At 71.0% G+C, this 26,290-nt stretch carries 23 protein-coding genes; 18 read left to right on the top strand and 5 right to left on the bottom strand.

The features are described from left to right. Positions 1-98 precede the first annotated feature (98 nt). Positions 99-776: a potassium channel family protein gene (locus tag ACWCXX_RS29340; protein WP_451132414.1), complete on the bottom strand. Its 678-nt coding sequence runs from the start codon at positions 774-776 to the stop codon at positions 99-101. Between the two features lie 67 nt (positions 777-843). Between ACWCXX_RS29340 and ACWCXX_RS29335 the strand changes: the two genes are divergently transcribed. Next, complete coding sequence (locus tag ACWCXX_RS29335; protein WP_451132412.1) at positions 844-1,404, top strand: HIT family protein; 561 nt, start codon at positions 844-846, stop codon at positions 1,402-1,404. An 82-nt stretch (positions 1,405-1,486) separates the two neighbouring features. Here the strand turns inward: ACWCXX_RS29335 and ACWCXX_RS29330 are convergent, their stop codons facing one another. Both ACWCXX_RS29330 and ACWCXX_RS29325 read right to left on the bottom strand, forming a co-directional pair. After that, positions 1,487-3,157 carry a hypothetical protein gene (locus tag ACWCXX_RS29330; protein ID WP_451132410.1) on the bottom strand — a complete coding sequence of 557 codons (1,671 nt, stop codon included), beginning with the start codon at positions 3,155-3,157 and terminating at the stop codon, positions 1,487-1,489. 146 nt (positions 3,158-3,303) lie between these two features. Beyond that, entirely contained in the window at positions 3,304-5,529 is a 2,226-nt protein-coding gene (locus ACWCXX_RS29325) for an elongation factor G-like protein EF-G2 (RefSeq protein ID WP_451132409.1), read from the bottom strand. A 261-nt stretch (positions 5,530-5,790) separates the two neighbouring features. On the opposite strand from ACWCXX_RS29325, the gene pgsA reads away from it, so the two are divergent. The 15 genes from pgsA to ACWCXX_RS29250 all read left to right on the top strand — a co-directional run bounded on the left by pgsA (position 5,791) and on the right by ACWCXX_RS29250 (position 21,173). Continuing rightward, entirely contained in the window at positions 5,791-6,462 is a 672-nt protein-coding gene (gene pgsA / locus ACWCXX_RS29320; RefSeq protein WP_451132407.1) for a phosphatidylinositol phosphate synthase, read from the top strand. Next, positions 6,459-7,394, top strand: coding sequence for a phosphatidylinositol mannoside acyltransferase (locus ACWCXX_RS29315; RefSeq protein WP_451132405.1), 936 nt, complete (start codon positions 6,459-6,461; stop codon positions 7,392-7,394). The genes pgsA and ACWCXX_RS29315 overlap by 4 nt, the downstream gene beginning before the upstream one ends. Continuing rightward, entirely contained in the window at positions 7,391-8,551 is a 1,161-nt protein-coding gene (locus ACWCXX_RS29310) for a glycosyltransferase family 4 protein (RefSeq protein WP_451132403.1), read from the top strand. The genes ACWCXX_RS29315 and ACWCXX_RS29310 overlap by 4 nt, the downstream gene beginning before the upstream one ends. Positions 8,552-8,746: 195 nt before the next feature. Then, positions 8,747-9,244: a hypothetical protein gene (locus ACWCXX_RS29305; protein ID WP_451132418.1), complete on the top strand. Its 498-nt coding sequence runs from the start codon at positions 8,747-8,749 to the stop codon at positions 9,242-9,244. A 171-nt stretch (positions 9,245-9,415) separates the two neighbouring features. Beyond that, complete coding sequence (gene pdxS / locus ACWCXX_RS29300; RefSeq protein ID WP_451132401.1) at positions 9,416-10,336, top strand: pyridoxal 5'-phosphate synthase lyase subunit PdxS; 921 nt, start codon at positions 9,416-9,418, stop codon at positions 10,334-10,336. Positions 10,337-10,342: 6 nt separating this feature from the next. Then, on the top strand, positions 10,343-10,936 hold the full coding sequence (gene pdxT, locus ACWCXX_RS29295; RefSeq protein ID WP_451132399.1) for a pyridoxal 5'-phosphate synthase glutaminase subunit PdxT: 594 nt from the start codon (positions 10,343-10,345) through the stop codon (positions 10,934-10,936). A 60-nt stretch (positions 10,937-10,996) separates the two neighbouring features. Further along, entirely contained in the window at positions 10,997-11,749 is a 753-nt protein-coding gene (locus ACWCXX_RS29290; protein ID WP_451132397.1) for a YebC/PmpR family DNA-binding transcriptional regulator, read from the top strand. Positions 11,750-11,909: 160 nt separating this feature from the next. Then, a complete protein-coding gene (ruvC, locus tag ACWCXX_RS29285; protein ID WP_451132395.1) occupies positions 11,910-12,470 on the top strand; it encodes a crossover junction endodeoxyribonuclease RuvC in 561 nt (186 codons plus the stop codon). Continuing rightward, a complete protein-coding gene (gene ruvA, locus ACWCXX_RS29280; protein ID WP_451132393.1) occupies positions 12,467-13,093 on the top strand; it encodes a Holliday junction branch migration protein RuvA in 627 nt (208 codons plus the stop codon). Before ruvC ends, ruvA begins: the two co-directional genes overlap by 4 nt. 82 nt (positions 13,094-13,175) lie before the next feature. Continuing rightward, positions 13,176-14,249 (top strand): Holliday junction branch migration DNA helicase RuvB, encoded by a 1,074-nt coding sequence (ruvB, locus tag ACWCXX_RS29275; RefSeq protein WP_451132391.1) that lies wholly within the window; start codon positions 13,176-13,178, stop codon positions 14,247-14,249. A gap of 166 nt (positions 14,250-14,415) precedes the next feature. Beyond that, entirely contained in the window at positions 14,416-14,883 is a 468-nt protein-coding gene (gene yajC, locus ACWCXX_RS29270; RefSeq protein ID WP_451132389.1) for a preprotein translocase subunit YajC, read from the top strand. A 147-nt stretch (positions 14,884-15,030) separates the two neighbouring features. Next, positions 15,031-16,788, top strand: a complete 1,758-nt coding sequence (secD, locus tag ACWCXX_RS29265; protein WP_451132387.1) for a protein translocase subunit SecD — start codon at positions 15,031-15,033, stop codon at positions 16,786-16,788. Position 16,789: 1 nt separating this feature from the next. Then, complete coding sequence (gene secF, locus ACWCXX_RS29260) at positions 16,790-17,878, top strand: protein translocase subunit SecF (RefSeq protein ID WP_451132385.1); 1,089 nt, start codon at positions 16,790-16,792, stop codon at positions 17,876-17,878. Further along, the gene (locus ACWCXX_RS29255) at positions 17,878-18,429 is read left to right on the top strand and encodes an adenine phosphoribosyltransferase (protein WP_451132383.1); all 552 of its coding nucleotides are present in this window, start codon (positions 17,878-17,880) and stop codon (positions 18,427-18,429) included. The genes secF and ACWCXX_RS29255 overlap by 1 nt, the downstream gene beginning before the upstream one ends. Before the next feature lie 170 nt (positions 18,430-18,599). Beyond that, on the top strand, positions 18,600-21,173 hold the full coding sequence (locus tag ACWCXX_RS29250; RefSeq protein WP_451132381.1) for a RelA/SpoT family protein: 2,574 nt from the start codon (positions 18,600-18,602) through the stop codon (positions 21,171-21,173). 234 nt (positions 21,174-21,407) lie between these two features. On the opposite strand, the gene ACWCXX_RS29245 is transcribed toward ACWCXX_RS29250, so the two are convergent. Both ACWCXX_RS29245 and ACWCXX_RS29240 read right to left on the bottom strand, forming a co-directional pair. Beyond that, positions 21,408-22,637, bottom strand: coding sequence for a DUF349 domain-containing protein (locus ACWCXX_RS29245; RefSeq protein WP_451132379.1), 1,230 nt, complete (start codon positions 22,635-22,637; stop codon positions 21,408-21,410). Positions 22,638-22,836: 199 nt separating this feature from the next. Beyond that, the gene (locus ACWCXX_RS29240; RefSeq protein WP_451132377.1) at positions 22,837-23,625 is read right to left on the bottom strand and encodes a peptidylprolyl isomerase; all 789 of its coding nucleotides are present in this window, start codon (positions 23,623-23,625) and stop codon (positions 22,837-22,839) included. A gap of 149 nt (positions 23,626-23,774) precedes the next feature. On the opposite strand from ACWCXX_RS29240, the gene ACWCXX_RS29235 reads away from it, so the two are divergent. Further along, entirely contained in the window at positions 23,775-24,461 is a 687-nt protein-coding gene (locus tag ACWCXX_RS29235) for an MBL fold metallo-hydrolase (RefSeq protein WP_451132375.1), read from the top strand. A gap of 15 nt (positions 24,462-24,476) precedes the next feature. Continuing rightward, positions 24,477-25,757, top strand: coding sequence for a histidine--tRNA ligase (gene hisS / locus ACWCXX_RS29230; protein ID WP_451132373.1), 1,281 nt, complete (start codon positions 24,477-24,479; stop codon positions 25,755-25,757). The last annotated feature ends 533 nt before the right edge of the window (positions 25,758-26,290 follow it).

Raw genomic sequence — 26,290 nt, 5'->3', positions numbered from 1 at the left:
GCAAGACGCTCGGCTGGAGTACACCAGCCGAGCGTCTACGTGATCTACTCACCACCTGAGCCAGGAAGTGTTGCAACGATCGCTAGAACTCAAGAGAGCTATCCGCTCTCCGGGGGCCTCTTCTCGTCCTCCCGCCTGAACACCTGCAGCATCCACGACGAGAACGAGCCCGTCACCGCCCCCAGCAGGGCCAGACCGCAGGCCATCAGGCCCGAGGCGACGACCCGCCCGCCCGGCGTGACCGGGACCGCGTCCCCGTACCCCACCGTCGTGAGCGTCGCGCACGCCCACCACGCCGCGTCCCCGAAGGTGCGGATCGAGGCGCCCGCCGCCGTGTGCTCCTGGTGGTAGACGGCGAGTGCGGCGGAGAAGCCGAGCAGCAGCGCACTCGCACCGGCGTAGGCGATCACCCGGGCGTACAGGCTCAGCCGCGGCCGCTGCCGGTGCCGCTGCACCGCGGTGTAGAGGCGGATCAGGCGCAGCGGCCGCAGCAGGGGAAGCAGCAGGACCACCGTGTCCAGCCAGTGCACCCGGACGAAACGGACACCCAGGCCGCTGAGCCGGAGCCGTACGACGTAGTCCCCGAGGAAGACCAGCCAGGTGGCGCCGACCAGGGCGAGGGCGAGGCCGCGCCAGGACCCGGCGCCGTGGGGGGCGAGGACGCGCACCGCGTAGCCGAGCAGGAAGAGCAGCGAGGCGACGAGGAGCGGCACTTCCGTGCGCTGCTCCCAGCGCCGGAGGGAAGGAGACGCCGAGTCGGCGGACTGGTCGGGCACCGCCTCAGCATCGCCGTCCGCCCACGGGCGCGGCCCCCGGCGACACGCTCCGTGGGGGTGAAGCAATATGCTGATCGCCATGACGAGTGAGCCGGAGCAGCAGATCGGAGTGGGAACGCCCGACGCGTTCCAGCGCCTGTGGACGCCCCACCGGATGGCGTACATCCAGGGCGAGAACAAGCCGACCGGCCCGGAGGCCGGCGACGGCTGCCCGTTCTGCGGCATCCCGTCGAAATCGGACGAGGACGGGCTCGTCATCGCACGTGGCCGGCACGTCTACGCCGTGCTGAACCTGTACCCGTACAACGGCGGCCACCTGATGGTGGTGCCGTACCGGCACGTCGCGGACTACACGGAGCTGGACGGCCCGGAGACGATGGAGCTGGCCGACTTCACCAAGCGGGCGATGGTGGCCCTGCGGTCGGCCTCGGGCGCGCACGGCTTCAACATCGGCATGAACCAGGGCGCGGTGGCGGGAGCGGGCATCGCGGCCCATCTGCACCAGCACCTGGTGCCGCGCTGGGGCGGTGACACCAATTTCATGCCGGTCGTCGGGCACACGAAGGTGCTCCCGCAACTGCTCGCCGACACGCGCAAGATGCTGGCCGACGCCTGGCCGGTCGACTGACCGGGACCCTCGCCCCGTGCGAAGGCCGCCCCCGCCTTCCGGCCGGGGCGGCCTTCGCATGTCCGCACGTGGTGGACCCGGCCTATGCGTCGTACACGTCCGCCTTGCGGGGGGAGGGGTCCTGCACCTGGCCGCTCAGTGCCATCGAGCGGCTGTCGAAGCGTTCCGTGTCGACGCCGTTCTCCTCCAGGACGCGCAGGGCGGCGCTGTGCACGGCGCGCAGCACGGGGGTCGCGGCGCGCATCGCGTCGTCCGCCATGAAGCGGTGCCGCCATGGCTTCTCCGCCCAGGCGTGCCGCAGGCCGAACGGCTCGGGCAGGGCGAGCTTGCCGCCCAGGTAGTCCAGGATCGGCGGGTACCAGGTGAAGGGCGCGCGCAGGGCGAGGCGCACGACCTCCTCGGGCTCGACCAGCGCGAGGGCGATGTCGCGGGTCTCCCAGAACCGCACGGTCTTGTTGACCGTCTTGGTCTTGGCCGCGGGCTTGCTGGTGAAGAGGGAGTGGACCGGGCCGAGCGCGTGCCCGGTGACCTCGATGCGCAGGGTCTCGTAGAGGACCGTGACCGTGATCATCATGGTGATCACCAACTGGCCCTCCCAGAGGGTGAACTGGACGCCCAGGTAGTGCCGGTCGCCGCCGCCGAACTGCTGGTGGTTGCAGATCCGCTGTATCTCGTGCGGCTTGACCTGGAAGGTGGCGACGTCCTCGCCGTCGGGGCGGGAGACCGAGCCGGCGTTCTCCCCCACGGGGGACACGATCCAGTGGGTGACCGACGGGGTGGGGAACCCTCCAGTGTTCAACGGGCCGCGCTCCAGCAGCTTGAGCTGGTCGTGGATGGCCCGGATCACGTCCCAGCTGCGGAACTGGTGGAACTCCTTGTTGGGTGCCTTGGGGACGAGCTCCTCGGCGAGCTGCCAGCTGCCCCAGCGGGTGCCCATGCCGAGGATCCCCTTGGGGCCCGCGTAGAAGACCGAGTTGGACTGCTGCTCGGCGGAGAGCTTCTCCAGCCCCTGGCGCAGCGCCTCGCGGGAGGTCTCGTTGGGGTTCTTGGGCGCGGCCTCGGGGATCTTGGCGATGACGCCGCCGCCGGACAGGAGCCCTTCCCAGCGGGCCCGCATGTCCTTGGCGGAGGACTCGGCGATCCGTCTGGCGACGTACCAGCCGATGACGGGGGCGATGAGCATCGCCCGTGCGTAGATCGCCACGAAACCGGTGAGCGGCAGCTTGACCAGGAAGAACAGGGCCACGATGCCGATGATCGGGAGCAGGGCGTTGCCCAGGGCGGAGAGGGCCTTGTCCTTGGTGCCGCTCAGCCAGTCGCGCAGCCGGAACGCGATGATCCACAGGAGCATGCCGGGCAGGAAGAGGAAGCCGAACAGGACGGTGACGGCGGTCAGTTTGGCGTCCCGGGTCCTGCGCAGCCGGGACGCGGACAGGCAGTGCTCGACGACGGTCTGCGGGTCGGTCCCGAAGGACTGGATGAGCGCGGCCCTGGCGCCGCCCAGCATGCGCTCCTGGACGGCGCGGGAGAACGCCTCGCCGAGATTGGGCTTGAAGTAGTCGGCCTTGATGAACTTGGAACGGCCCGCTTTCACTTCGGACTTGTGCCACTCGCTGTTGGCTTCAAGGATCTTCTCCACCGGGCTGTCGCGGTACGCGGCGGAGGCGAGGGCGTTCGTCGCCACCGCCTGCCCGCCCGAGCCCTGGAGCGGGATCTGCGCTCCGGGAGAGAAATCGAATCCGTCGTTGGCCACTGTCGCCCCCACTCGCCGCCAAGAACCGCTCCTGCGGCTGTTTCCCAACTGCCGTGCCCGGCACACCTTCTGAGCTGGGACCAAAGCGTATCGTCCGGATCGGTGCGCCGCTGGCACCTGTGGACAAAGGTGGCCGGCCGTGCTGTTCAGACATGGCTCGGGTCGTTCTCCCGGCCCTCCCTGAGACGTTCCGCGAGCTGCGGGGGCATCGCCTCGTGCCGGGCGTACGCCCGGTCGAAGCGGCCGGCGCCGTGGGAGAGGGACCGCAGGTCGACGGCGTACCGGCCGATCTCCAGTTCGGGCACCTCGGCCCGTACGAGGGTGCGTCCGGAGCCGGACTGTTCGGTTCCGATCACTCGGCCGCGGCGGCCGGACAGGTCGCTCATCACCGGCCCGACGTAGTCGTCGGGGATCAGCACCCGGATCTCGTCGACCGGTTCCAGGAGCTGGATGCGGGCGTCCGCGGCGGCCTCGCGCAGGGCCAGCGCGCCCGCCGTCTGGAACGCGGCGTCGGAGGAGTCCACCGAGTGGGACTTGCCGTCCCGCAGGGTGACGCGCACGTCGACGAGCGGATGCCCGGCCGCGACCCCGCGGGCCGCCTGGGCACGCACGCCCTTCTCCACGGAGGGGACGAACTGCCGGGGCACCGCCCCGCCGACCACCTTGTCGACGAACTCGACGCCCGACCCGGCGGGCAGTGGTTCCACGTCGATCTCGCAGATGGCGTACTGGCCGTGGCCGCCGGACTGCTTCACGTGCCGGCCGCGCCCGGTGGACGGGGCGGCGAACGTCTCGCGGAGCGCCACCTTGTGCGGCACGGCGTCGACCTGGACGCCGTAGCGGTTGCGCAGCCGGTCCAGCGCCACGTCCTGATGGGCCTCGCCCAGGCACCACAGCACCACCTGATGGGTGTCCTGGTTCTGCTCCAGGCGCATGGTCGGGTCCTCGGCGACCAGCCGGGAGAGCCCCTGGGAGAGCCTGTCCTCGTCCGCCTTGCCGTGCGCCTCGATGGCGAGCGGCAGCAGCGGGTCGGGAGTGGTCCAGGGGTCCAGCAGCAGGGGCAGGTCCGGGTCGGAGAGGGTGTCCCCGGTCTCGGCGGTGCCCAGCTTGGCGACACAGGCCAGGTCCCCCGCGATGCACGCGGTCAGCGGGCGCTGCTGCTTGCCGAAGGGAGTGGAGAGCGCGCCGACGCGTACCTCGGCCTCGTGGAAGGGACGGGCCTCGTGGGCGGGGTCGGTGAGACCGTGGCCGAACACGTGGACGGTCTCGTCGGGGCGCAGGGTGCCGGAGAAGACGCGTACGAGCGAGACCCGGCCGACGTACGGGTCGGAGGACGTCTTGACGACTTCGGCGGCCAGCGGCCCGTCCGGATCGCAGGCCAGGGCCGGGCGCGACGCCCCGTGCAGGGGAGTGACGCCGGGCACCGGGCGCTCCGGCGGGGTCGGGAAGCCACTGGTGATCAGGTCCAGGAGCTCGACGGTGCCGACGCCCGCGCCGGCGCCGTCGGCCGCGGGGGCGGCGGCGAGCACGGGGTGGAAGGTGCCGCGGGCGACGGCGCGCTCCAGGTCGTCGACGAGGGTCGCGACATCGATCTCGGCCCCGCCGAGGTAGCGGTCCATCAGGGTCTCGTCCTCGCTCTCGGCGATGATCCCCTCGATGAGCCGGTCGCGGGCTTCCCGGAGCGGTGCCCGCCGGGCCTCGTCGGGCGGCTTCTCCTGCCGTTCGCCCGAGGAGTAGTCGAAGACCTGCCGGGTGAGGAGCCCGGTGAGTCCGGTGAGCGGGGCGTGCCCGTCGGGCCCCTCGGGACCGTGGAGGGGCAGATGGAGCGGGAGCACGGCGTCGGGGTCGTCACCGCCGAAGATCTCGCCGCAGATCCCGGTCATTTCGTCGAAGGAGGTGCGCGCCGTGTCGAGGTGCGTGACGACGATCGCGCGCGGCATGCCGACGGCCGCGCACTCCTCCCACACGGCACGGGTGGCACCGGCCACCGCGTTCGCCTCCTGGGCCGCGGAGACGACGAACAGAGCGGCGTCCGCCGCCCGCAGACCGGCCCTGAGCTCCCCGACGAAATCGGCGTAGCCGGGCGTGTCCAGCAGATTGATCCGGCACCCGGCCCACTCGACGGGGACCAGGGAGAGCTGTACGGAACGCTGCTGCCGGTGTTCGATCTCGTCGTAGTCGGAGACGGTGGTGCCGTCCTCGACCCGGCCGGCCCGGTTGACCGCCCCCGCGGTCCGTGCCAGGGCCTCGACGAGTGTGGTCTTCCCGGAACCGCTGTGGCCGACGAGCACCACGTTCCGCAGGGACGAGGGCCGGTCGGCCGTCGTCGCCCCGCCGGCGGCCCCGGTGTGCGCGCGTGTCCTGTCACCCATGATGTGCCTCCCGGATGGTGGCGCCGGACGGAAGGACCGGCGCGGGGTGGGGAGAGAAGTCACGGGCACGGGGAGCCGCCGCGGCGGCCACGACGACACCCGCGGTAATTCGAGCTTTCCACTCGGGCCGGAATGCGTCCATACAACGTCCCCGCCCCCCTGCCGCCCGGGTGCCCGGACGGTGGAGCCGGGTGGGCGTGACTACGATGGGCCAGCCGGTGGCCGAAGGGGCCGCTCGGCCCACCGACCCTCGGGAAGGCCATGCTGAACAAGTACGCGCGTGCATTTTTTACGCGTGTCCTCACACCGTTCGCCGCACTGCTCCTCCGTCTCGGCGTGAGCCCTGACGCGGTCACGCTGATCGGTACGGCCGGAGTGGTGGCGGGTGCGCTGGTCTTCTTCCCGATGGGGGAGTTCTTCTGGGGCACGATCGTCATCACGATCTTCGTCTTCTCCGACCTCGTCGACGGGAACATGGCCCGGCAGGCCGGCATCTCCAGCCGCTGGGGCGCGTTCCTGGACTCGACGCTGGACCGGGTCGCCGACGGGGCGATCTTCGGCGGCTTCGCGCTCTGGTACGCGGGCAGGGGCGACGACAACGCGCTCTGCGCGGTCGCGATCTTCTGCCTGGCCAGCGGCCAGGTGGTCTCGTACACGAAGGCGCGCGGCGAGTCGATCGGGCTGCCGGTCGCCGTCAACGGGCTCGTGGAGCGCGCCGAGCGGCTGGTGGTCTCGCTGGTCGCGGCCGGGTTCGCCGGCCTGCACAAGTTCGGGGTCCCCGGCATCCAGGTGCTGCTGCCGATCGCGCTGTGGATCGTCGCCGTGGGCAGCCTGGTGACGCTCGTGCAGCGGGTCGTGACCGTGCGCCGCGAGTCCGCCGAGGCCGACGCCGCCGAGGCCGCTGCCGCGCAGGGGAGCGGGGCCACCCAGTGAGCGACGCACCGGGGAACGAGCGGACCGGGCTGCGCGACCGGCTGACGGACGGCCTGTACGGGCTCGGCTGGGCCGCAGTCAAGAAGCTTCCCGAACCGGTCGCCCGGTCCCTCTTCCGGACCATCGCCGACCGGACGTGGAAGCGGCGCGGCAAGGGAGTGCTGCAGCTGGAGGCGAATCTGGCGCGGGTCCTGCCCGAGGCGTCCCCGGCCCGGCTGGCCGAGCTCTCCAAGGCCGGCATGCGCTCGTACATGCGCTACTGGATGGAATCGTTCCGGCTGCCCGCCTGGAGCCCGGAACGGATCAAGGCGTCCATAGAGGTGACCGACGCGCACCGGCTGACCGACGGTCTGGACACCGGCCGCGGCGTCATCCTCGCCCTGCCGCACCTGGCGAACTGGGACCTGGCCGGCGCCTGGGTCACCACCGACCTCAAGGTGCCCTTCACCACGGTCGCCCAGCGACTGAAGCCGGAGACCCTGTACGACCGGTTCGTCGCCTACCGCGAGGGGCTCGGCATGGAGGTCCTGCCGCACAGCGGCGGCGCCGCCTTCGGCACCCTGGCCCGGCGGCTGCGCTCGGGCGGGCTGATCTGCCTGGTCGCCGACCGCGACCTGTCGGCCTCCGGGGTCGAGGTGTCCTTCTTCGGCGAGACCGCGCGCATGCCCGCGGGCCCGGCGCTGCTCGCCCAGCAGACCGGTGCGCTGCTGCTGCCGGTGACGCTCGGCTACGACGACACGCCCGTGATGAAGGCGCGCATCCACCCGCCGGTCGAGGTGCCCGCCGCGGGCGACCGCACGGAGAGGACGGCCGCGATGACCCAGGCCCTGGCCGACGCCTTCGCCACCGGGATCGCCGAGCACCCGGAGGACTGGCACATGCTGCAACGGCTCTGGCTCGCCGACCTGGAGCCCCGGGAGGACCGGCCGTGAAGATCGGCATCGTCTGCCCGTACTCCTGGGACGTGCCCGGGGGCGTGCAGTTCCACATCCGCGACCTGGCCGAGCACCTGATCCGGCTGGGGCACCAGGTGTCGGTGCTGGCCCCCGCGGACGACGAGACGCCGCTGCCGCCGTACGTGGCGTCGGCCGGCCGGGCCGTACCCGTCCCGTACAACGGCTCCGTGGCCCGGCTGAACTTCGGCTTCCTCTCCGCCGCCCGGGTCCGCCGCTGGCTGCACGACGGCACCTTCGACGTGATCCACATCCACGAACCGACCTCGCCCTCGCTCGGGCTGCTCGCCTGCTGGGCCGCGCAGGGACCGATCGTGGCCACGTTCCACACCTCCAACCCGCGCTCCCGGGCCATGATCGCGGCGTACCCGATCCTGCAGCCGGCCCTGGAGAAGATCAGCGCGCGGATCGCGGTGAGCGAGTACGCGCGCCGCACCCTGGTCGAGCACCTGGGCGGCGACGCGGTCGTCATCCCGAACGGCGTCGACGTCGACTTCTTCGCCGCGGCCGAGCCCAGGGCCGAGTGGCAGGGGGCGACGATCGGCTTCATCGGGCGCATCGACGAGCCCCGCAAGGGCCTGCCCGTCCTGATGCGGGCCCTGCCCGCGATCTTCGAGGCGCGCCCGGACGCCAGGCTCCTGGTGGCGGGCCGGGGCGACGAGGAGGAGGCCGTCGCCTCGCTGCCCGGGAAGATGCGCGAGCGCGTGGAGTTCCTGGGCATGGTGAGCGACGAGGACAAGGCCCGGCTGCTGCGCAGCGTCGACGTGTACGTCGCCCCCAACACGGGTGGCGAGAGCTTCGGGATCATCCTGGTCGAGGCCATGTCGGCCGGTGCCCCGGTCCTCGCCAGCGACCTGGACGCGTTCGCGCAGGTCCTGGACCAGGGCGCGGCGGGCGAGCTCTTCGCCAACGAGGACGCGGACGCGCTGGCCGAGGCCGCGATCCGGCTGCTCGGCGACCCGCGGCGCCGCACGGAACTGAGCGAGCGGGGAGCCGCCCACGTGCGGCGGTTCGACTGGTCGACGGTCGGGGCGGACATCCTCGCGGTGTACGAGACGGTGACGGGCGGCGCGGCCTCGGTGGCGGCCGACGAACGCCCGGGGCTGCGCGCCCGGCTCGGCCTGGCACGGGAATAGGGTTTTCCGTTCGGACCGGGCCGCGCGCCGGGGCCCGTACGGTGCTCCGCCGTGCTGCCGTCCGGCGCGCTGTCGTACGACCGGGGCCGTCCGCGCCGGACTGCGGGCGGTCACACCGTGTGCGCACCGGCGGTAGCCTTGCCGCCCGTGATCGAAACCCTCATCTGGATCGCCGTCGCGGTCGTCGCGACCGGCATGTACCTCAGCTGGACCGCCGGACGGCTGGACCGGTTGCACACCCGTATCGACGCCGCCCGCGCCGCCCTCGACGCGCAGCTCCTGCGCCGTGCATCGGTCACCCAGGAACTGGCCACGTCCGGTGTCCTCGACCCGGCCGCTTCCATCGTGCTGTACGAGGCCGCGCACGCCGCCCGCCAGGCGGAGGAGGAGAACCGCGAGGTCGCCGAGAGCGAGCTGAGCACCGCGCTGCGCGCGGTCTTCGGCGAGGCGGCGCAGGTGGAGGCGGTGAAGGAGGTCCCCGGCGGCGAGGAGGCGGCACTGGAACTGGCCGCCGCCGTGCGCCGCGTCCCGATGGCCCGGCGGTTCCACAACGACGCGGTGCGCGCGGCGCGCGCGCTGCGCCGCCACCGCAAGGTGCGGTGGTTCCGGCTGGCCGGCCACGCCCCGTTCCCGCTCGCCTTCGAAATGGACGACGAACCGCCGGTGGCCCTCGCGGACCGCCCCGTCGGCTGAGCCGCCATCGTCCCTCCCGCGCGTGACCGGGGCCACATCCCGGTCCGTACACGTGCAAAACGATCCACCGGCCTCCTATTGGCCCTTGTCGTGGACTGCTCCCGGAGAGTTTGCTCAGCTCTGCGCCAACCAGCGCTTTTCGGCAACTTTTTCTCCGAGTGAGGTCGCTCCATGTCCACGCTTCCCTCCACCCCGCAGTCCGCCGACTCCCCGGCCACCGGAACCGCCCGCGTCAAGCGCGGCATGGCCGAGCAGCTCAAGGGCGGCGTGATCATGGACGTCGTCGACGCCGAGCAGGCGAAGATCGCCGAGGACGCGGGCGCCGTGGCCGTCATGGCCCTGGAGCGGGTTCCGGCCGACATCCGCAAGGACGGCGGCGTGGCCCGGATGTCCGACCCGAACATGATCGAGGAGATCATCGAGGCCGTCTCCATCCCGGTGATGGCGAAGTCGCGCATCGGCCACTTCGTCGAGGCCCAGGTCCTGCAGTCCCTGGGGGTCGACTACATCGACGAGTCCGAGGTCCTCACCCCGGCCGACGAGGTCAACCACAGCGACAAGTTCGCCTTCACCACGCCGTTCGTCTGCGGCGCCACCAACCTGGGCGAGGCCCTGCGCCGGATCGCCGAGGGCGCGGCCATGATCCGCTCGAAGGGGGAGGCCGGCACCGGCAACGTCGTCGAGGCGGTCCGCCACCTGCGCCAGATCAAGAACGAGATCGCCCGGCTGCGCGGCTACGACAACAACGAGCTGTACGCCGCCGCCAAGGAGCTCCGCGCCCCGTACGAGCTGGTCAAGGAGGTCGCCGAGCTCGGCAAGCTGCCCGTGGTGCTGTTCTCCGCCGGTGGTGTCGCCACCCCGGCCGACGCCGCGCTCATGCGTCAGCTCGGCGCAGAGGGCGTCTTCGTCGGCTCCGGCATCTTCAAGTCCGGCGACCCGGCCAAGCGCGCCGCCGCGATCGTGAAGGCCACCACGTTCTACGACGACCCGAAGATCATCGCGGACGCCTCCCGGAACCTGGGCGAGGCCATGGTCGGCATCAACTGCGACACCCTGCCCGAGGCCGAGCGCTACGCCAACCGCGGCTGGTAAGCACCGATGAGTGACACCCCTGTGATCGGAGTCCTGGCGCTCCAGGGCGACGTACGGGAACACCTGATCGCCCTGGCCTCGGCGGACGCCCTGGCCAGGCCGGTCCGGCGTCCCGAGGAACTCGCCGAGGTCGACGGCCTGGTCCTGCCCGGCGGCGAATCCACCACGATGTCCAAGCTCGCCACCCTGTTCGGCATGCTGGACCCACTGCGCGAGCGGGTCCGCGCCGGCATGCCGGTCTACGGCACCTGCGCCGGAATGATCCTGCTGGCCGACAAGATCCTCGACCCGCGCGCGGGCCAGGAGACGATCGGCGGGATCGACATGATCGTGCGCCGCAACGCCTTCGGACGGCAGAACGAGTCCTTCGAGGCCGCCGTCGAGGTCGCCGGCGTCGAGGGCGGCCCGGTGGAGGGCGTCTTCATCCGCGCCCCCTGGGTGGAATCGGTCGGTGCGCGCGCCGAGGTGGTGGCGGAGCACGACGGGCACATCGTCGCCGTACGTCAGGGAAACGCCCTGGCCACGTCATTCCACCCGGAATTGACCGGAGACCACCGCGTTCACGCGTTGTTCGTGAACATGGTGCGCGCAGTCGGCTGACTCGATCCCGGTAGGATCTCTCGGGTTCGAATCGTTTTTGGTGACGCGAAGGAGAAGGCAGTGTCCGGCCACTCTAAATGGGCTACGACGAAGCACAAGAAGGCCGTGATTGACGCCAAGCGCGGCAAACTCTTCGCGAAGCTGATCAAGAACATCGAGGTCGCCGCCCGTACCGGCGGTGCGGATCCCGATGGAAATCCGACCCTTGTGGACGCCATCCAGAAGGCGAAGAAGAGCTCCGTACCGAACAAGAACATCGACTCCGCGGTCAAGCGCGGCGCCGGTCTCGAAGCGGGCGGCGTCGACTACCAGACGATCATGTACGAGGGCTACGGTCCGAACGGCGTCGCGGTGCTCATCGAGTGCCTCACCGACAACCGCAACCGTGCCGCGTCCGACGTGCGGGTCGCCATGACCCGCAACGGCGGTTCGATGGCCGACCCGGGCTCGGTCTCGTACCTCTTCAACCGCAAGGGCGTCGTGATCGTCCCCAAGGGCGAGCTGACCGAGGACGACGTCCTGGGCGCCGTCCTCGACGCGGGCGCCGAGGAGGTCAACGACCTCGGCGAGACCTACGAGGTCGTCAGCGAGGCCACCGACCTGGTCGCGGTCCGCACCGCGCTCCAGGAGGCCGGGATCGACTACGACTCCGCCGACGCCAACTTCCTGCCCACCATGCAGGTCGAGCTGGACGAGGAGGGCGCGCGCAAGATCTTCAAGCTGATCGACGCGCTGGAGGACAGCGACGACGTGCAGAACGTCTTCGCCAACTTCGACGTCTCGGACGAGGTCATGGAGAAGGTCGACGCCTGAGCCGGGCTCAGCGGCACAGCCTTCGCGGACGGGCCGGCGGGGAACACACCCCGTCGGCCCGTCGCATTGTCGGCCCGTCGCACCGTCGGTGCGAGGCATTGTCAGTGCAAGCGGATAGCCTGCGGGAACAGTTGAACGATTGGCGCGGAAGGGGCGTCCCATGCGGGTACTCGGCGTAGACCCGGGGCTGACCCGGTGCGGTGTCGGCGTGGTCGAGGGCGTCGTCGGCAGGCCCCTGACGATGCTCGGCGTCGGAGTGGTGCGCACCCCGACCGACGCGGAGCTCGGTCACCGGCTGGTCGCCATCGAGCGCGGCATCGAGGAATGGCTCGACGAGCACCGGCCGGAGTTCGTCGCCGTGGAGCGGGTCTTCAGCCAGCACAACGTGCGTACGGTGATGGGCACCGCCCAGGCCAGTGCCGTCGCCATGCTCTGCGCGTCCCGGCGCGGCATACCGGTCGCCCTGCACACCCCCAGCGAGGTCAAGGCGGCCGTGACCGGCAGCGGCCGCGCCGACAAGGCACAGGTCGGCGCGATGGTCACCCGGCTGCTGCGGCTCGATGCCCCGCCGAAACCGGCCGACGCGGCGGACGCCCTCGCCCTCGCCATCTGTCACATCTGGCGCGCCCCCGCCGTCAACCGCCTCCAGCAGGCACAGGCGGCCGGCACCCGGCGCGCCCCCCGTACATCCGCGGTTCCCGTCCGGAAGGTCCCCCGATGATCGCCTTCGTCCGTGGCCCCGTGGCCGCCCTCGCCCCGACCGCGGCCGTGATCGAGGTCGGCGGCGTCGGCATGGCCGTCCAGTGCACGCCGAACACCCTCGCCGGCCTCCGGATCGGCACGGAGGCCAGACTCGCCACCTCCCTCGTCGTACGGGAGGACTCGCTCACCCTCTACGGCTTCGCCGACGACGACGAGCGGCAGATCTTCGAGCTGCTCCAGACCGCCAGCGGGGTCGGCCCCCGGCTCGCCCAGGCCATGCTCGCCACCCACAGCCCGGACGCCCTGCGCACCGCGGTCGCCACCGGCGACGAGAAGGCGCTCACCGCAGTCCCGGGCATCGGCAAGAAGGGCGCGCAGAAACTCCTCCTCGAACTGAAGGGCAGACTCGGCGAGCCCATCGGCACCCACAGCGGCCGGCAGGGCATCGGCACCGCCGTCACCTCCTCCTGGAGCGACCAGCTCCAGGCCGCCCTGATCGGCCTCGGCTACGCCACCCGCGAGGCCGACGAGGCGGTCGCCGCCGTCGCCCCGCAGGCCGAGGCGGCCCTCGCCGAGGGCGGACAGGCCCCCGTGCCGCAGCTGCTGCGCGCCGCACTGCAGACCCTCAACCGCGCACGCTGACCGGAGCGCGACACCCCGGGGACACCCCGACGCCGGGCCGGGCACCGCACGGCACCGAACCATCCGAGGCGGGACAGACCACATGAACTGGGACGAGACCGGACCCGACATCGACGAGCGGCTCGACGAGCGCCTCGTCCGGGCCGACGCGGACGGCGAGGACACCGCGGTCGAAGCGGCCCTGCGGCCGAAGGACCTCGACGAATTCGTCGGCCAGGAGAAGGTGCGCGAACAGCTCGACCTGGTCCTCAAGGCGGCCAGGGCCCGCGGCGCCACCGCCGACCACGTCCTGCTCTCCGGCGCCCCCGGCCTCGGCAAGACCACCCTCTCCATGATCATCGCGGCCGAGATGGGCGCACCGATCCGGATCACCTCGGGCCCCGCCATCCAGCACGCCGGCGACCTCGCCGCGATCCTCTCCTCCCTCCAGGAGGGCGAGGTCCTCTTCCTCGACGAGATCCACCGCATGTCGCGCCCCGCCGAGGAGATGCTCTACATGGCGATGGAGGACTTCCGGGTCGACGTAATCGTCGGCAAGGGCCCCGGAGCCACCGCCATCCCGCTGGAACTGCCGCCCTTCACCTTGGTCGGCGCGACCACCAGGGCCGGACTGCTGCCGCCGCCGCTGCGCGACCGCTTCGGCTTCACCGGCCACATGGAGTTCTACACCCCCGTCGAACTGGAACGCGTCATCCACCGCTCCGCCCGCCTGCTCGACGTGGAGACGGACGCGGACGGCGCCGCCGAGATCGCCGGACGCTCCCGCGGCACCCCCCGCATCGCCAACCGGCTGCTGCGCCGCGTCCGGGACTACGCCCAGGTCAAGGCCGACGGACGGATCGACCGCCCGGTCGCCGCCGCGGCCCTCGGGGTGTACGAGGTCGACGCCCGGGGCCTCGACCGGCTGGACCGGGCGGTGCTCGAAGCCCTGCTCAAGCTCTTCGGCGGCGGCCCCGTCGGGCTGTCCACCCTCGCGGTCGCGGTGGGGGAGGAGCGCGAGACGGTCGAGGAGGTCGCGGAGCCCTTCCTGGTCCGGGAAGGACTGCTCGCCAGGACGCCGCGCGGGCGGATCGCGACTCCCGCGGCCTGGGCGCACCTCGGTCTCGTGCCCCCGCAGCACGGCGGAAAGGGACAACAGGGCCTGTTCGGGGCGTGAAGTGTCACAGGTTGGCCGAAGCAGGAACCACGGCGCGGCGTCGGGCGTTGTTCCATCGATGCGGACTCGCTTAGACTCCGCCGATGCCGCCCTTAGCAGGTCGGTGTGCCCACCCCCGTAGATACAGGCCGCCCTCCAGCGCGGTCGTGCGAAGGAAACTCGTCCCGTGAATCCCGTGACTCTCCTCCCCTTCATCGTGCTCATCGGGGCCATGTTCCTGATGACGCGGTCCGCCAAGAAGAAGCAGGCGGCCGCAGTCCAGATGCGCAACGAGATGCAGCCCGGCACCGGCGTCCGGACGATCGGGGGGATGTACGCCACCGTCAAGGCGGTTCACGACGACACGGTCCTCCTCGAGGTCGCGCCCGGCGTGCACGCCGTCTACGCCAAGAACGCCGTCGGTGCCGTCCTCGACGACGAGGAGTACAACCGCATCGTCCACGGCGACGACGCCCTCGACGGCGCGATCGTGCCGGACGACGCCTCCTCGCTGACCGAGGCCGACGAGGCCGCCTCGGACGACGCCGCGATCGACCTGGAGAAGAAGGCCGGGGCCGACGACGCCGAGCCGACGGACGCCAAGTCCGACAAGAAGGCCGAGGGCAAGGCCGACGGCGAGGCCGACGCGAAGTAGTCCACGAACCGGGGAGTGTCGTGGGCCCACCGGCGTCCGGCACTCCCCGGACCGTGCGATCTTCTGCGGGGGCGGGTCCCCACTACACTTCGTGGCCGCTCGGGCGCGTACCCGCCGCGGGGCGGTTGGACAGGGAGAAACGAGAAGGTGGCAGCACCGAAGAAGAGCCGGGGAGCCTCCGGCGGTCAGGGCAAGCCGGGGCGTTCCCTGGCTCTGATCCTGATCGCCATGGTCGCGCTCACCGGCGGGATGTTCCTGGCTGATCAGCCGACTCCGCGGCTCGGCATCGACCTGGCGGGTGGCACGTCCATCACGCTGGAGGCGAAGAGCGAGCCGGGCCAGGAATCGGCGATCAACAAGACCAACATGGACACGGCGGTCCAGATCATGGAGCGCCGTGTCAATGGTCTCGGTGTCTCCGAGGCCGAGGTCCAGACACAGGGCGATCGCAACATCATCGTCAACATCCCCAAGGGCACGAACTCCGCCCAGGCCCGTGAGCAGGTCGGTACCACCGCCAAGCTCTACTTCCGGCCGGTGCTGACCGTCGCCCAGGGCGTGCCCACCCCGGAGCCCAGCACCTCGCCGTCCGGCAAGCCCTCCCCGTCCGCCAGCCCGAGCGTCTCGGCGTCGGAGGGCGCCACCGCGACGGACAAGGGCAAGTCCTCGGCGTCGCCGAGCGCGAGCGCCACCACCCAGGGCCGCGCGGTCACCGGAGCCCTCAAGGCCGACTCCACGCCGAGCCCGAAGGGAAGCGCCTCGCCGAAGGCCGACGCCTCGCCGTCGCCCTCCGCAGGGGGCGAGGCCGCCGCCGCCAAGCTGCAGAAGCAGTTCGCGGCGCTCGACTGCACCAGCAAGGAATCCCGCTCCAAGGCCGCGCAGGGCGTCAAGCCCACCGACAGCGCGGTCGCGTGCAGCTCCGACGGTGCCGAGAAGTACGTCCTCGGCCCGTCCGAGGTGTCCGGCACCGAGGTCGACAGCGCCAAGGCCAACTTCGACCAGCAGCGCGGCATGTGGATCGTCCAGATGGAGTTCACCGACAAGGGCTCCAAGCAGTTCCAGAAGATCACCGGCAAGCTCTCCCAGCAGCAGCCGCCGCAGAACCAGTTCGCCATCGCGCTCGACGGCGAAGTCGTCTCGGCGCCCTCCGTCCGCACGACGCTGAGCGGCAGCGCCGAGATCTCCGGCAGCTTCACCCAGCAGTCCGCCGAGGACCTGGCCAACGTGCTCTCCTACGGTGCGCTCCCGCTCTCGTTCAGCGAGCAGAGCGTCACCACCGTCACTGCCGCGCTCGGCGGCGAGCAGCTCCGGGCCGGCCTGATCGCCGGTGCCATCGGGCTGGCCCTGGTGGTCATCTACCTGGTCGTCTACTACCGGGGCCTCGCGTTCATCGCCCTCCTGAGCCTGCTGGCCTCCGGCATCCTGACCTACACGCTCATGTCGCTGCTCGGCCCGGCCATCGGCTTCGCGCTGAACCTCCCGGCGGTCTGCGGCGCCATCGTCGCCATCGGTATCACCGCCGACTCCTTCATCGTGTACTTCGAACGGGTCCGGGACGAGATCCGCGAGGGCCGTACGCTCCGCCCGGCCGTCGAACGCGCCTGGCCGCGTGCCCGCCGCACCATCCTGGTCTCCGACTTCGTCTCGTTCCTCGCCGCGGCGGTGCTCTTCGTCGTCACCGTCGGCAAGGTCCAGGGATTCGCCTTCACGCTGGGTCTCACCACCCTGCTCGACGTGGTCGTGGTGTTCCTCTTCACCAAGCCCGTCATGACGCTGATGGCCCGTACGAAGTTCTTCTCCGGCGGTCACCCGTGGTCCGGCCTGGACCCGAAGCGGCTCGGCGCCAAGCCGCCGCTGCGCCGCTCGCGCCGTGTCAACGCCCCCACTGACCCGAAGGAGGCGTGAGATGTCGCGACTCGGCACCATCGGCGCCCGTCTCTACCGCGGCGAGGTCGGATACGACTTCATCGGCAAGCGCAAGATCTGGTACGGGGTCTCGGTCCTGATCACCATCACGGCCATCGTCGGCCTGGTGGTCAGCGGACTCAACATGGGCATCGAGTTCAAGGGCGGGGCGGTCTTCACCACCCCGAAGACCAGCGCCACCGTCTCCGAGGCGGAGGACCTGGCGACGGAGGCCTCCGGCCACCAGGCGATCGTCCAGAAGCTCGGCAACGGCGGCCTGCGCATCCAGATCACCGAGGTCGACACCGCCAAGTCGGACCAGATCAAGGAGCAGCTCTCCAAGGACCTCGACGTCCCCGCGGAGAAGATCGCCGCCGACCTGGTCGGCCCCAGCTGGGGTGAGCAGATCGCCAACAAGGCCTGGACCGGCCTCGGCATCTTCATGGTCCTCGTGGTGATCTACCTGGCCATCGCCTTCGAATGGCGCATGGCCATCGCGGCCCTGATCGCGCTGATCCACGACATCACCATCACGGTCGGCGTCTACGCCCTGGTCGGCTTCGAGGTCACCCCGGGCACCGTGATCGGTCTGCTGACGATCCTCGGCTACTCCCTGTACGACACCGTCGTGGTCTTCGACAGCCTCAAGGAGAGCACGGTCGGCATCACCAAGCAGACCCGCTGGACCTACAGCGAGATCGCCAACCGGTCCATCAACGGCACGCTGGTGCGCTCCATCAACACCACCGTCGTGGCACTGCTGCCGGTCGCCGGCCTGCTCTTCATCGGCGGCGGCGTACTCGGTGCGGGCATGCTGAACGACATCTCGCTGTCGCTCTTCGTCGGCCTCGCCGCCGGTGCGTACTCCTCGATCTTCATCGCCACCCCGCTCGTCGCCGACCTCAAGGAACGCGATCCGCAGATGAAGGCCCTGAAGAAGCGGGTCCTCGCCAAGCGCGCGGCAGCCTCCGCCAAGGGCGAGACCGCCGACGGCGAGCCGTCGGACGACGACCCGGCCCCCGCCGCCGCGGTCGTCGGCCAGCGCCAGCAGCCCCCCAGGGGCCACGGCCGGACCTCGGGGAAGCGCTGATGAGCAGCACCGTCGAAAGCACCCGTGAGATCCTGCTCAGCCGGATCCGCGACGTGCCGGACTACCCGAAGCCGGGCGTGATGTTCAAGGACATCACCCCGCTGCTCGCGGACCCGACGGCGTTCACGGTCCTCACCGACACCCTCGCGGAGCTGTGCGTACGGCACGGCGCCACGAAGGTCGTCGGCCTGGAGGCCCGCGGCTTCATCCTGGCCGCCCCGGTCGCGGTCCGGGCCGGGCTCGGCTTCGTCCCCGTCCGCAAGGCGGGCAAGCTGCCCGGAGCCACGCTCAGCCAGGCGTACGAGCTGGAGTACGGCACCGCCGAGATCGAGATCCACGCGGAGGACCTGTCCGCCGACGACCGCATCATGGTCATCGACGACATCCTCGCGACCGGCGGCACCGCCGAGGCATCGCTGGAACTGATCCGCCGGGCCGGCGCCGAGGTCGCGGGCGTCGCGGTCCTCATGGAACTCGGCTTCCTGGCCGGGCGCGCCCGGCTGGAGCAGGGGCTGCGCAGCGCTCCGCTGGAAGTCCTGATCACGGTCTGAGCCGCACCGGACCGTACGCGGCGAGGTTTCACGCACACAAGGACGGACCCCCGGGAACAACCGGGGGTCCGTTCCGTGTTGTGGTGGGTCTCACGGTCCCCGGGGGAGGACCGGCCACAGGGTCGATACGATGGCCTTTCCGGGTATCCGGATCCGCACGAGGAGCGCTCTTGCCAGACGAGGCCCAGCCAGTCGCCGCCCCGCAGCCCGACAAGCCCGCGGCGGCCCCCGTCACGCCCGGGAAGAAGCAGCCCGCGGACAAGCCGAAGCCCCCGGCTCCCGAGCCCGGACCGGGGCGGGACCGGGCGGGCGCGTCGGCGTCCGGGACCGCGTCCCCCGCGCAGCCGGTCGCGCCGGCGCCCCCGGCCGCGTCCGCCCCGAAGCCCCCGGCGAAGCCCGCGGCCAAACCGGTTCCGTCGAGCGCGTCCACGACCCGTTCCGGCGGCTCGTCCAACCGGGTACGGGCCAGGCTCGCCCGCCTCGGCGTGCAGCGCTCCAGCCCGTACAACCCGGTGCTCGAACCGCTGCTGCGCATCGTCCGCGGCAACGATCCCAAGATCGAGACCGCCACACTGCGCCAGATCGAGCGCGCCTACCAGGTCGCCGAGCGCTGGCACCGCGGCCAGAAGCGCAAGAGCGGCGACCCGTACATCACGCACCCGCTCGCCGTCACGACCATCCTCGCCGAGCTGGGCATGGACCCGGCGACACTGATGGCGGGGCTGCTGCACGACACGGTCGAGGACACCGAGTACGGCCTGGACACCCTGCGCCGCGACTTCGGCGACCAGGTCGCCCTGCTGGTCGACGGCGTCACCAAGCTGGACAAGGTCAAGTTCGGCGAGGCCGCCCAGGCCGAGACGGTGCGCAAGATGGTCGTCGCGATGGCCAAGGACCCCAGGGTCCTCGTCATCAAGCTCGCCGACCGCCTGCACAACATGCGCACCATGCGCTACCTCAAGCGGGAGAAGCAGGAGAAGAAGGCCCGCGAGACCCTCGAGATCTACGCCCCGCTGGCGCACCGGCTGGGCATGAACACCATCAAGTGGGAGCTGGAGGACCTCGCCTTCGCGATCCTCTACCCCAAGATGTACGACGAGATCGTCCGTCTCGTCGCCGAGCGGGCCCCCAAGCGCGACGAGTACCTCGCCATAGTGACCGACGAGGTCCAGGCCGACCTGCGGGCCGCCCGGATCAAGGCCACCGTCACGGGACGGCCGAAGCACTACTACAGCGTCTACCAGAAGATGATCGTGCGGGGCCGGGACTTCGCCGAGATCTACGACCTGGTGGGCATCCGCGTCCTCGTCGACACCGTCCGCGACTGCTACGCGGCGCTCGGCACCGTCCACGCGCGATGGAATCCGGTACCCGGCCGGTTCAAGGACTACATCGCGATGCCCAAGTTCAACATGTACCAGTCGCTGCACACCACGGTGATCGGTCCCAGCGGCAAGCCCGTCGAACTCCAGATCCGCACCTTCGACATGCACCGCCGCGCCGAGTACGGCATCGCCGCGCACTGGAAGTACAAGCAGGAGGCCGTCGCGGGCGCCTCCAAGGTGCGCACCGACGTCCCCAAGAACACGGGCGGCGGCCGGAGCCAGGACACCGTCAACGACATGGCGTGGCTGCGCCAGCTCCTGGACTGGCAGAAGGAGACCGAGGACCCCGGCGAGTTCCTGGAGTCGCTGCGTTTCGACCTCTCCCGCAACGAGGTCTTCGTCTTCACGCCCAAGGGAGACGTCATAGCGCTTCCTGCGGGCGCCACACCGGTCGACTTCGCGTACGCGGTGCACACGGAGGTCGGCCACCGGACCATAGGAGCCCGGGTCAACGGGCGGCTCGTACCGCTCGAATCGACCCTGGACAACGGCGACCTGGTGGAGGTCTTCACCTCCAAGGCGGTCGGCGCCGGGCCCTCCCGGGACTGGCTGGGCTTCGTCAAGTCGCCCCGCGCCCGCAACAAGATCCGTGCCTGGTTCTCCAAGGAACGCCGCGACGAGGCGATCGAGCAGGGCAAGGACGCCATCGCGCGGGCCATGCGCAAGCAGAACCTGCCGATCCAGCGCATCCTGACGGGCGACTCCCTGGTCACCCTCGCCCACGAGATGCGCTACCCCGACATATCGTCCCTGTACGCGGCGATCGGCGAGGGCCACGTCGCGGCCGCCGGGGTCGTGCAGAAGCTGGTCCAGGCGCTCGGTGGCGAGGACGCCGCCAACGAGGACATCGCCGAGAGCTCACCGCCCTCGCGCGGCCGCAACAAGCGCCGCTCCAACGCCGACCCGGGCGTGGTCGTCAAGGGCGTCGAGGACGTCTGGGTGAAGCTGGCCCGCTGTTGCACCCCCGTCCCCGGCGACCCGATCATCGGTTTCGTCACCAGGGGCAGCGGCGTCTCCGTGCACCGGGCCGACTGCGTCAACGTCGACTCGTTGTCGCAGCAGCCGGAGCGGATCCTGGACGTCGAGTGGGCACCGACCCAGTCCTCGGTCTTCCTGGTCGCCATCCAGGTCGAGGCGCTGGACCGGTCGCGGCTGCTGTCGGACGTCACCCGCGTCCTGTCCGACCAGCACGTCAACATCCTGTCGGCGGCCGTACAGACCTCCCGGGACCGGGTGGCCACCTCGCGCTTCACCTTCGAGATGGGCGACCCGAAGCACCTCGGCCACGTACTGAAGGCGGTACGCGGCGTGGAGGGCGTCTACGACGTCTACCGGGTGACCTCGGCCCGCAGACCCTGACCCACGGCCCTCCGGCAACCCTCCGCACACCGCGCGGAGGGCTGCCGTCCGTCGTGACCGGCACGGTGCGGGGCGTCCGTCATGGGCGACCCCCTGCGCGGGGAGCCGCAGTCCTGCCCGGCAGACACCGCGCCGTACGGGCCGGCTCGGACAGGCCGAAGGGCCCCCGTCCGTGACAGGGGCCCTCGGGACCGACGCACTACGCGCGGGGCGCGTGCCGCGCCGGAAGCGGGCTCAGCCGCCGAACTCCTCCAGGCCCTTCAGCGCCTGGTCGAGCAGTGCCTGCCGACCCTCCAGCTCCTTGGCCAGCTTGTCGGCACGGGCGTTGTTGCCCGCGGCACGGGCCGTGTCGATCTGCGCACGCAGCTTGTCCACAGCGGCCTGCAGCTGACCGGTCAGACCCGCCGCGCGCGCACGCGCCTCCGGGTTGGTCCGCCGCCACTCCGACTCCTCGGCCTCCTGGAGCGCCCGCTCCACCGCGTGCATCCGCCCCTCGACCTTCGGGCGGGCGTCGCGCGGCACATGGCCGATGGCCTCCCAGCGCTCGTTGATGGCCCGGAACGCGGCCCTGGCCGCCTTCAGGTCCTTCACCGGCACCAGCCGCTCGGCCTCGACCGCGAGCTCCTCCTTGAGCTTGAGGTTCTCGCCCTGCTCCGCGTCCCGCTCGGCGAAGACCTCGCCGCGGGCGGCGAAGAAGACGTCCTGGGCACCGCGGAAACGGTTCCACAGATCGTCCTCGGCCTCGCGCTGGGCACGGCCCGCCGCCTTCCACTGCGTCATCAGCTCGCGGTAACGGGCGGCCGTGGCCCCCCAGTCCGTGGAGCCGGAGAGCGACTCGGCCTCGGCGACCAGCTTCTCCTTGGCCTTGCGGGCCTCCTCGCGCTGGGCGTCCAGCGACGCGAAGTGGGCCTTGCGGCGCTTGGAGAACGCCGAGCGGGCATGCGAGAAGCGGTGCCACAGCTCGTCGTCGGACTTGCGGTCGAGCCGCGGCAGCCCCTTCCACGTGTCGACGAGCGCACGGAGCCGCTCGCCCGCGGAGCGCCACTGCTCGCTCTGCGCCAGCTCCTCGGCCTCGGCGACCAGAGCCTCCTTGGCACGCTTCGCCTCGTCGGTCTGCTTCGCCTTCTGGGCCCTGCGCTCCTCGCGCCGCGAGTCGACCGCCGCGACGAGCGCGTCGAGCCGCTTGCGCAGCGCGTCGAGGTCACCGACGGCGTGGTGCTCGTCCACCTGCGCACGCAGGTGCTCGATGGCGGCCGTGGCGTCCTTCGCCGACAGATCGGTGGTCTTCACCCGCCGTTCGAGGAGGCCGATCTCGACCACAATGCCCTCGTACTTGCGCTCGAAGTAGGCCAGAGCCTCCTCGGGGGAACCCGCCTGCCACGATCCGACGACCTGCTCGCCGTCGGCTGTCCGCACGTACACGGTGCCGGTCTCATCGACACGGCCCCACGGGTCGCTGCTCACAGCGCCTCCTCCACCTGATGCCCGCGAGAGGGTTCGCCCCCCTGGCATCGTCCACAGTTTCCTGGGGCGGGCAGCGCCCGCCCTGCACAACGCCAATCTAGGCGACCGGCCGCCCGGCTGTCCGCACTCAGCGCGGCCGAAAAAAATCCGTCCCGCGCTCGTCGTCACCGCCCGGCCCGGTCCGGCCGCCCCGACCGGATCACGACTTGTCGACGGCGGCCTTCGAGATGTCCACGGCCTTCTTCGGCGCACCGTCGGCGGCACCGCCCGCCACGCCCGCCGCGCCGATGTCCTTGACGGCCTTCAGCGAGGCCTCGTCCATCGTGCCGAACGGGGTGTAGGTGGGCGGCAGCTTGCTGTCCTTGTACACCAGGAAGAACTGGCTGCCGCCGGTGTGCGGCTGGCCGGTGTTCGCCATCGCCACCGTGCCCGCCGGGTAGGTCACCGTGCCGTCCGCACCCGCCTTGCCCAGCGCGGTCAGGTTCTCGTCCGGGATCGTGTAGCCGGGACCGCCCGTGCCGTCGCCCTTGGGGTCACCGCACTGCAGGACGAAGATGCCCTGCGTGGTCAGCCGGTGGCACTTCGTGCCGTCGAAGAAACCCTTGTCGGCCAGCGACTTGAAGGAGTTCGTGGTGTGCGGGGTCTTCGCCGCCTTCATCGTGAACGCGAGGTCGCCCTGGCTCGTCTTGAGCGACATCGTGTACTCGGCCTTCTTGTCGACCTTCATCGCAGGCTCGGGCGCACTGCTCTCGCGCGGCGACGCCGAGGCCGACGGGCTCGCGCTCGCGGCCGCGTCGGTCTTGTCCTTCTTGTCGTCGTCGCCCATGGCGAGATAGGTGCCCGCCGCGACGACCGCAACCACGGCCACCGAGGAGGCGATGACGATCGACAGCCGCTTCGTCCTGCGGCGGGCCTCCTCCCGGCGCTGCTGCTGCCGCTCGAACTTCTCCCTGGCGAGCTGCCGCCGCCGCTGATCGCTGCTGACCACCGGGTGATCTCCTTGTAGGTCGTCTGTATGGGGCCTGGGCTGCCCGTACCGTATATGGGTTAGCTGTGGAATGAGGAGCGCCGGTAGGCTCTGAACTGCCGCGACCTTCTCAGTCGCCATCCGTTGTCGGACGACCATTAAGGACGATCGTGCTCATTGCCGGGTTCCCCGCAGGGGCCTGGGGGACCAACTGTTATCTGGTCGCCCCGGCCGCCGGTGAGGAATGCGTGATCATCGACCCGGGCCACCAGGCCGCGGCCGGAGTCGAGGAAGCGCTGAAGAAGCATCGGCTGAAGCCCGTCGCCGTCGTACTGACCCACGGCCACATCGACCACGTCGCATCGGTCGTCCCGGTGTGCGGCGCGCACGACGTCCCCGCCTGGATCCACCCCGCGGACCGCTACATGATGAGCGACCCGGAGAAGGCCCTCGGCCGTTCCATCGGGATGCCGCTCATGGGCGAGCTGACGGTGGGGGAGCCGGACGACGTCCAGGAGCTGAGCGACGGCGCGCTCCTGAAGCTGGCCGGTCTGGAATTCGGTGTCGCGCATGCGCCCGGCCATACCAAGGGGTCGGTGACGTTCAGGATGCCCGAGGCCGCGGATGTTCCGCAGATCCTCTTCTCGGGCGACCTGCTCTTCGCCGGCTCCGTCGGACGCACCGACCTGCCCGGCGGCGACCACGCCGAGCTGCTCGAGTCGCTGGCCCGGGTGTGCCTGCCGCTCGACGACTCGACCGTGGTGCTGTCCGGCCATGGCCCCCAGACGACCATCGGCCGTGAGCGTGCCTCCAACCCGTTCCTGAACGGCTTGGACGCGCCCCGACGAGGAATGTGACGAGAGAAAAAAATCGTGAGCACCTTCAAGGCCCCCAAGGGCACGTACGACCTGACTCCGCCCGACTCCGCCAAGTACCTCGCGGTGCGCGAGGCGCTGGCCGCGCCCCTGAAGAACTCCGGGTACGGCTACATCGAGACGCCCGGCTTCGAGGACGTCGCCCTCTTCTCCCGCGGCGTCGGCGAGTCCACCGACATCGTGACCAAGGAGATGTACACCCTCACCACCAAGGGCGGCTCCGAGCTCGCGCTGCGCCCCGAGGGCACCGCCTCCGTGCTGCGCGCCGCGCTGGAGGCCAACCTCCACAAGCTCGGCAACCTGCCGGTGAAGCTCTGGTACTCCGGCTCGTACTACCGCTACGAGCGCCCGCAGAAGGGCCGCTACCGGCACTTCTCGCAGGTCGGCGCCGAGGCGATCGGTGCCGAGGACCCGGCGCTGGACGCCGAGCTGATCATCCTGGCCGACCAGGCGTACCGCACGCTGGGCCTGCGCGACTTCCGCATCCTGCTCAACTCGCTGGGCGACAAGGAGTGCCGCCCCGTCTACCGGGACGCCCTCCAGGGCTTCCTGCGCGAGCTCGACCTGGACGAGGAGACCCGCCGCCGCATCGAGATCAACCCGCTCCGGGTCCTCGACGACAAGCGGCCCGAGGTGCAGAAGCAGCTGGTCGGCGCCCCGGTGCTGCGCGACTACCTGTGCGACGCCTGCAAGGCGTACCACGAGCAGGTGCGTGATCTGCTCTCCTCGGCGGGCGTGGCGTACGAGGACGACGAGAAGCTCGTCCGCGGTCTCGACTACTACACCCGCACCACCTTCGAGTTCGTGCACGACGGGCTCGGCTCGCAGTCCGCGGTGGGCGGCGGCGGCCGTTACGACGGGCTGTCCGAGATGATCGGCGGCCCGGCGCTCCCGTCGGTCGGCTGGGCGCTCGGCGTGGACCGCACGGTGCTCGCGCTGGAGGCGGAGGGCGTCGAGCTCGAACTGCCCGCCACCACCAGCGTGTTCGCCGTACCGCTCGGCGAGGAGGCCCGGCGGGTGCTCTTCGGCGTCGTCACGCAGCTGCGCCGCGACGGCGTGGCGGCGGACTTCGCGTACGGGAACCGCGGCCTCAAGGGCGCGATGAAGAGCGCGAACCGCTCGGGTGCGCGGTTCACGATCGTCGCGGGCGAACGGGACCTGGCCGAGGGCGTCGTCCAGCTCAAGGACATGGAGTCCGGCGAGCAGACGGCGGTGCCCCTGCCGGAGGCCGCCGACGCGATCCGCGAGCGCCTGGCCCAGGGCGTGTTTCGAAAATAGCGTCGTTCGCCCGGAGGGCGGGAGTCCGGCGACGGAGTTCGGTGTCATGAACGGCCGACCGGGGCATGTGCCCCGGTCGGCCGTTCATCGTCGTGCGAGGGCGTCGCCCAACCCGGGACGGGACGCCCTTTCCGTCCGCCCCGTCGTCAACTTCGCGTATGTGCATTCATACTGACGGGTGACTCTTGATCGGAGACGTCAACGGCGTTCGTTACCGGCCGGATTGGCGCCGGACCCCGGCGGGCGCCTCCGGGCGGGAGGTTCGCGGGGGTGTGCCCCCCGGATCCCGCCCGGTGCGGGGCTCCGGCTCCGTGGCCCGACGGACTCCCAGGTCCGGGCCGTTTCCCGGGGCCGCCGGGCGCGAGCCGCCCGCGGGTTCCGTGCTCCCGCCGCGCGTGCGGGGCGGGCCGGATCCTCCCGAGGACCCTGGTGCGCCGGGTCGGCCGGAAACGGACCGCGGGTACATCTTTATGTTCATCGAACAGAGAGACGGCACCCCGGTGCGGCACAATGACCGTGCCCAGCAGGCCACT

Source organism: Streptomyces sp. NPDC001732, from assembly GCF_053596315.1.
This window is presented reverse-complemented; position numbering and strand designations above follow the sequence as displayed.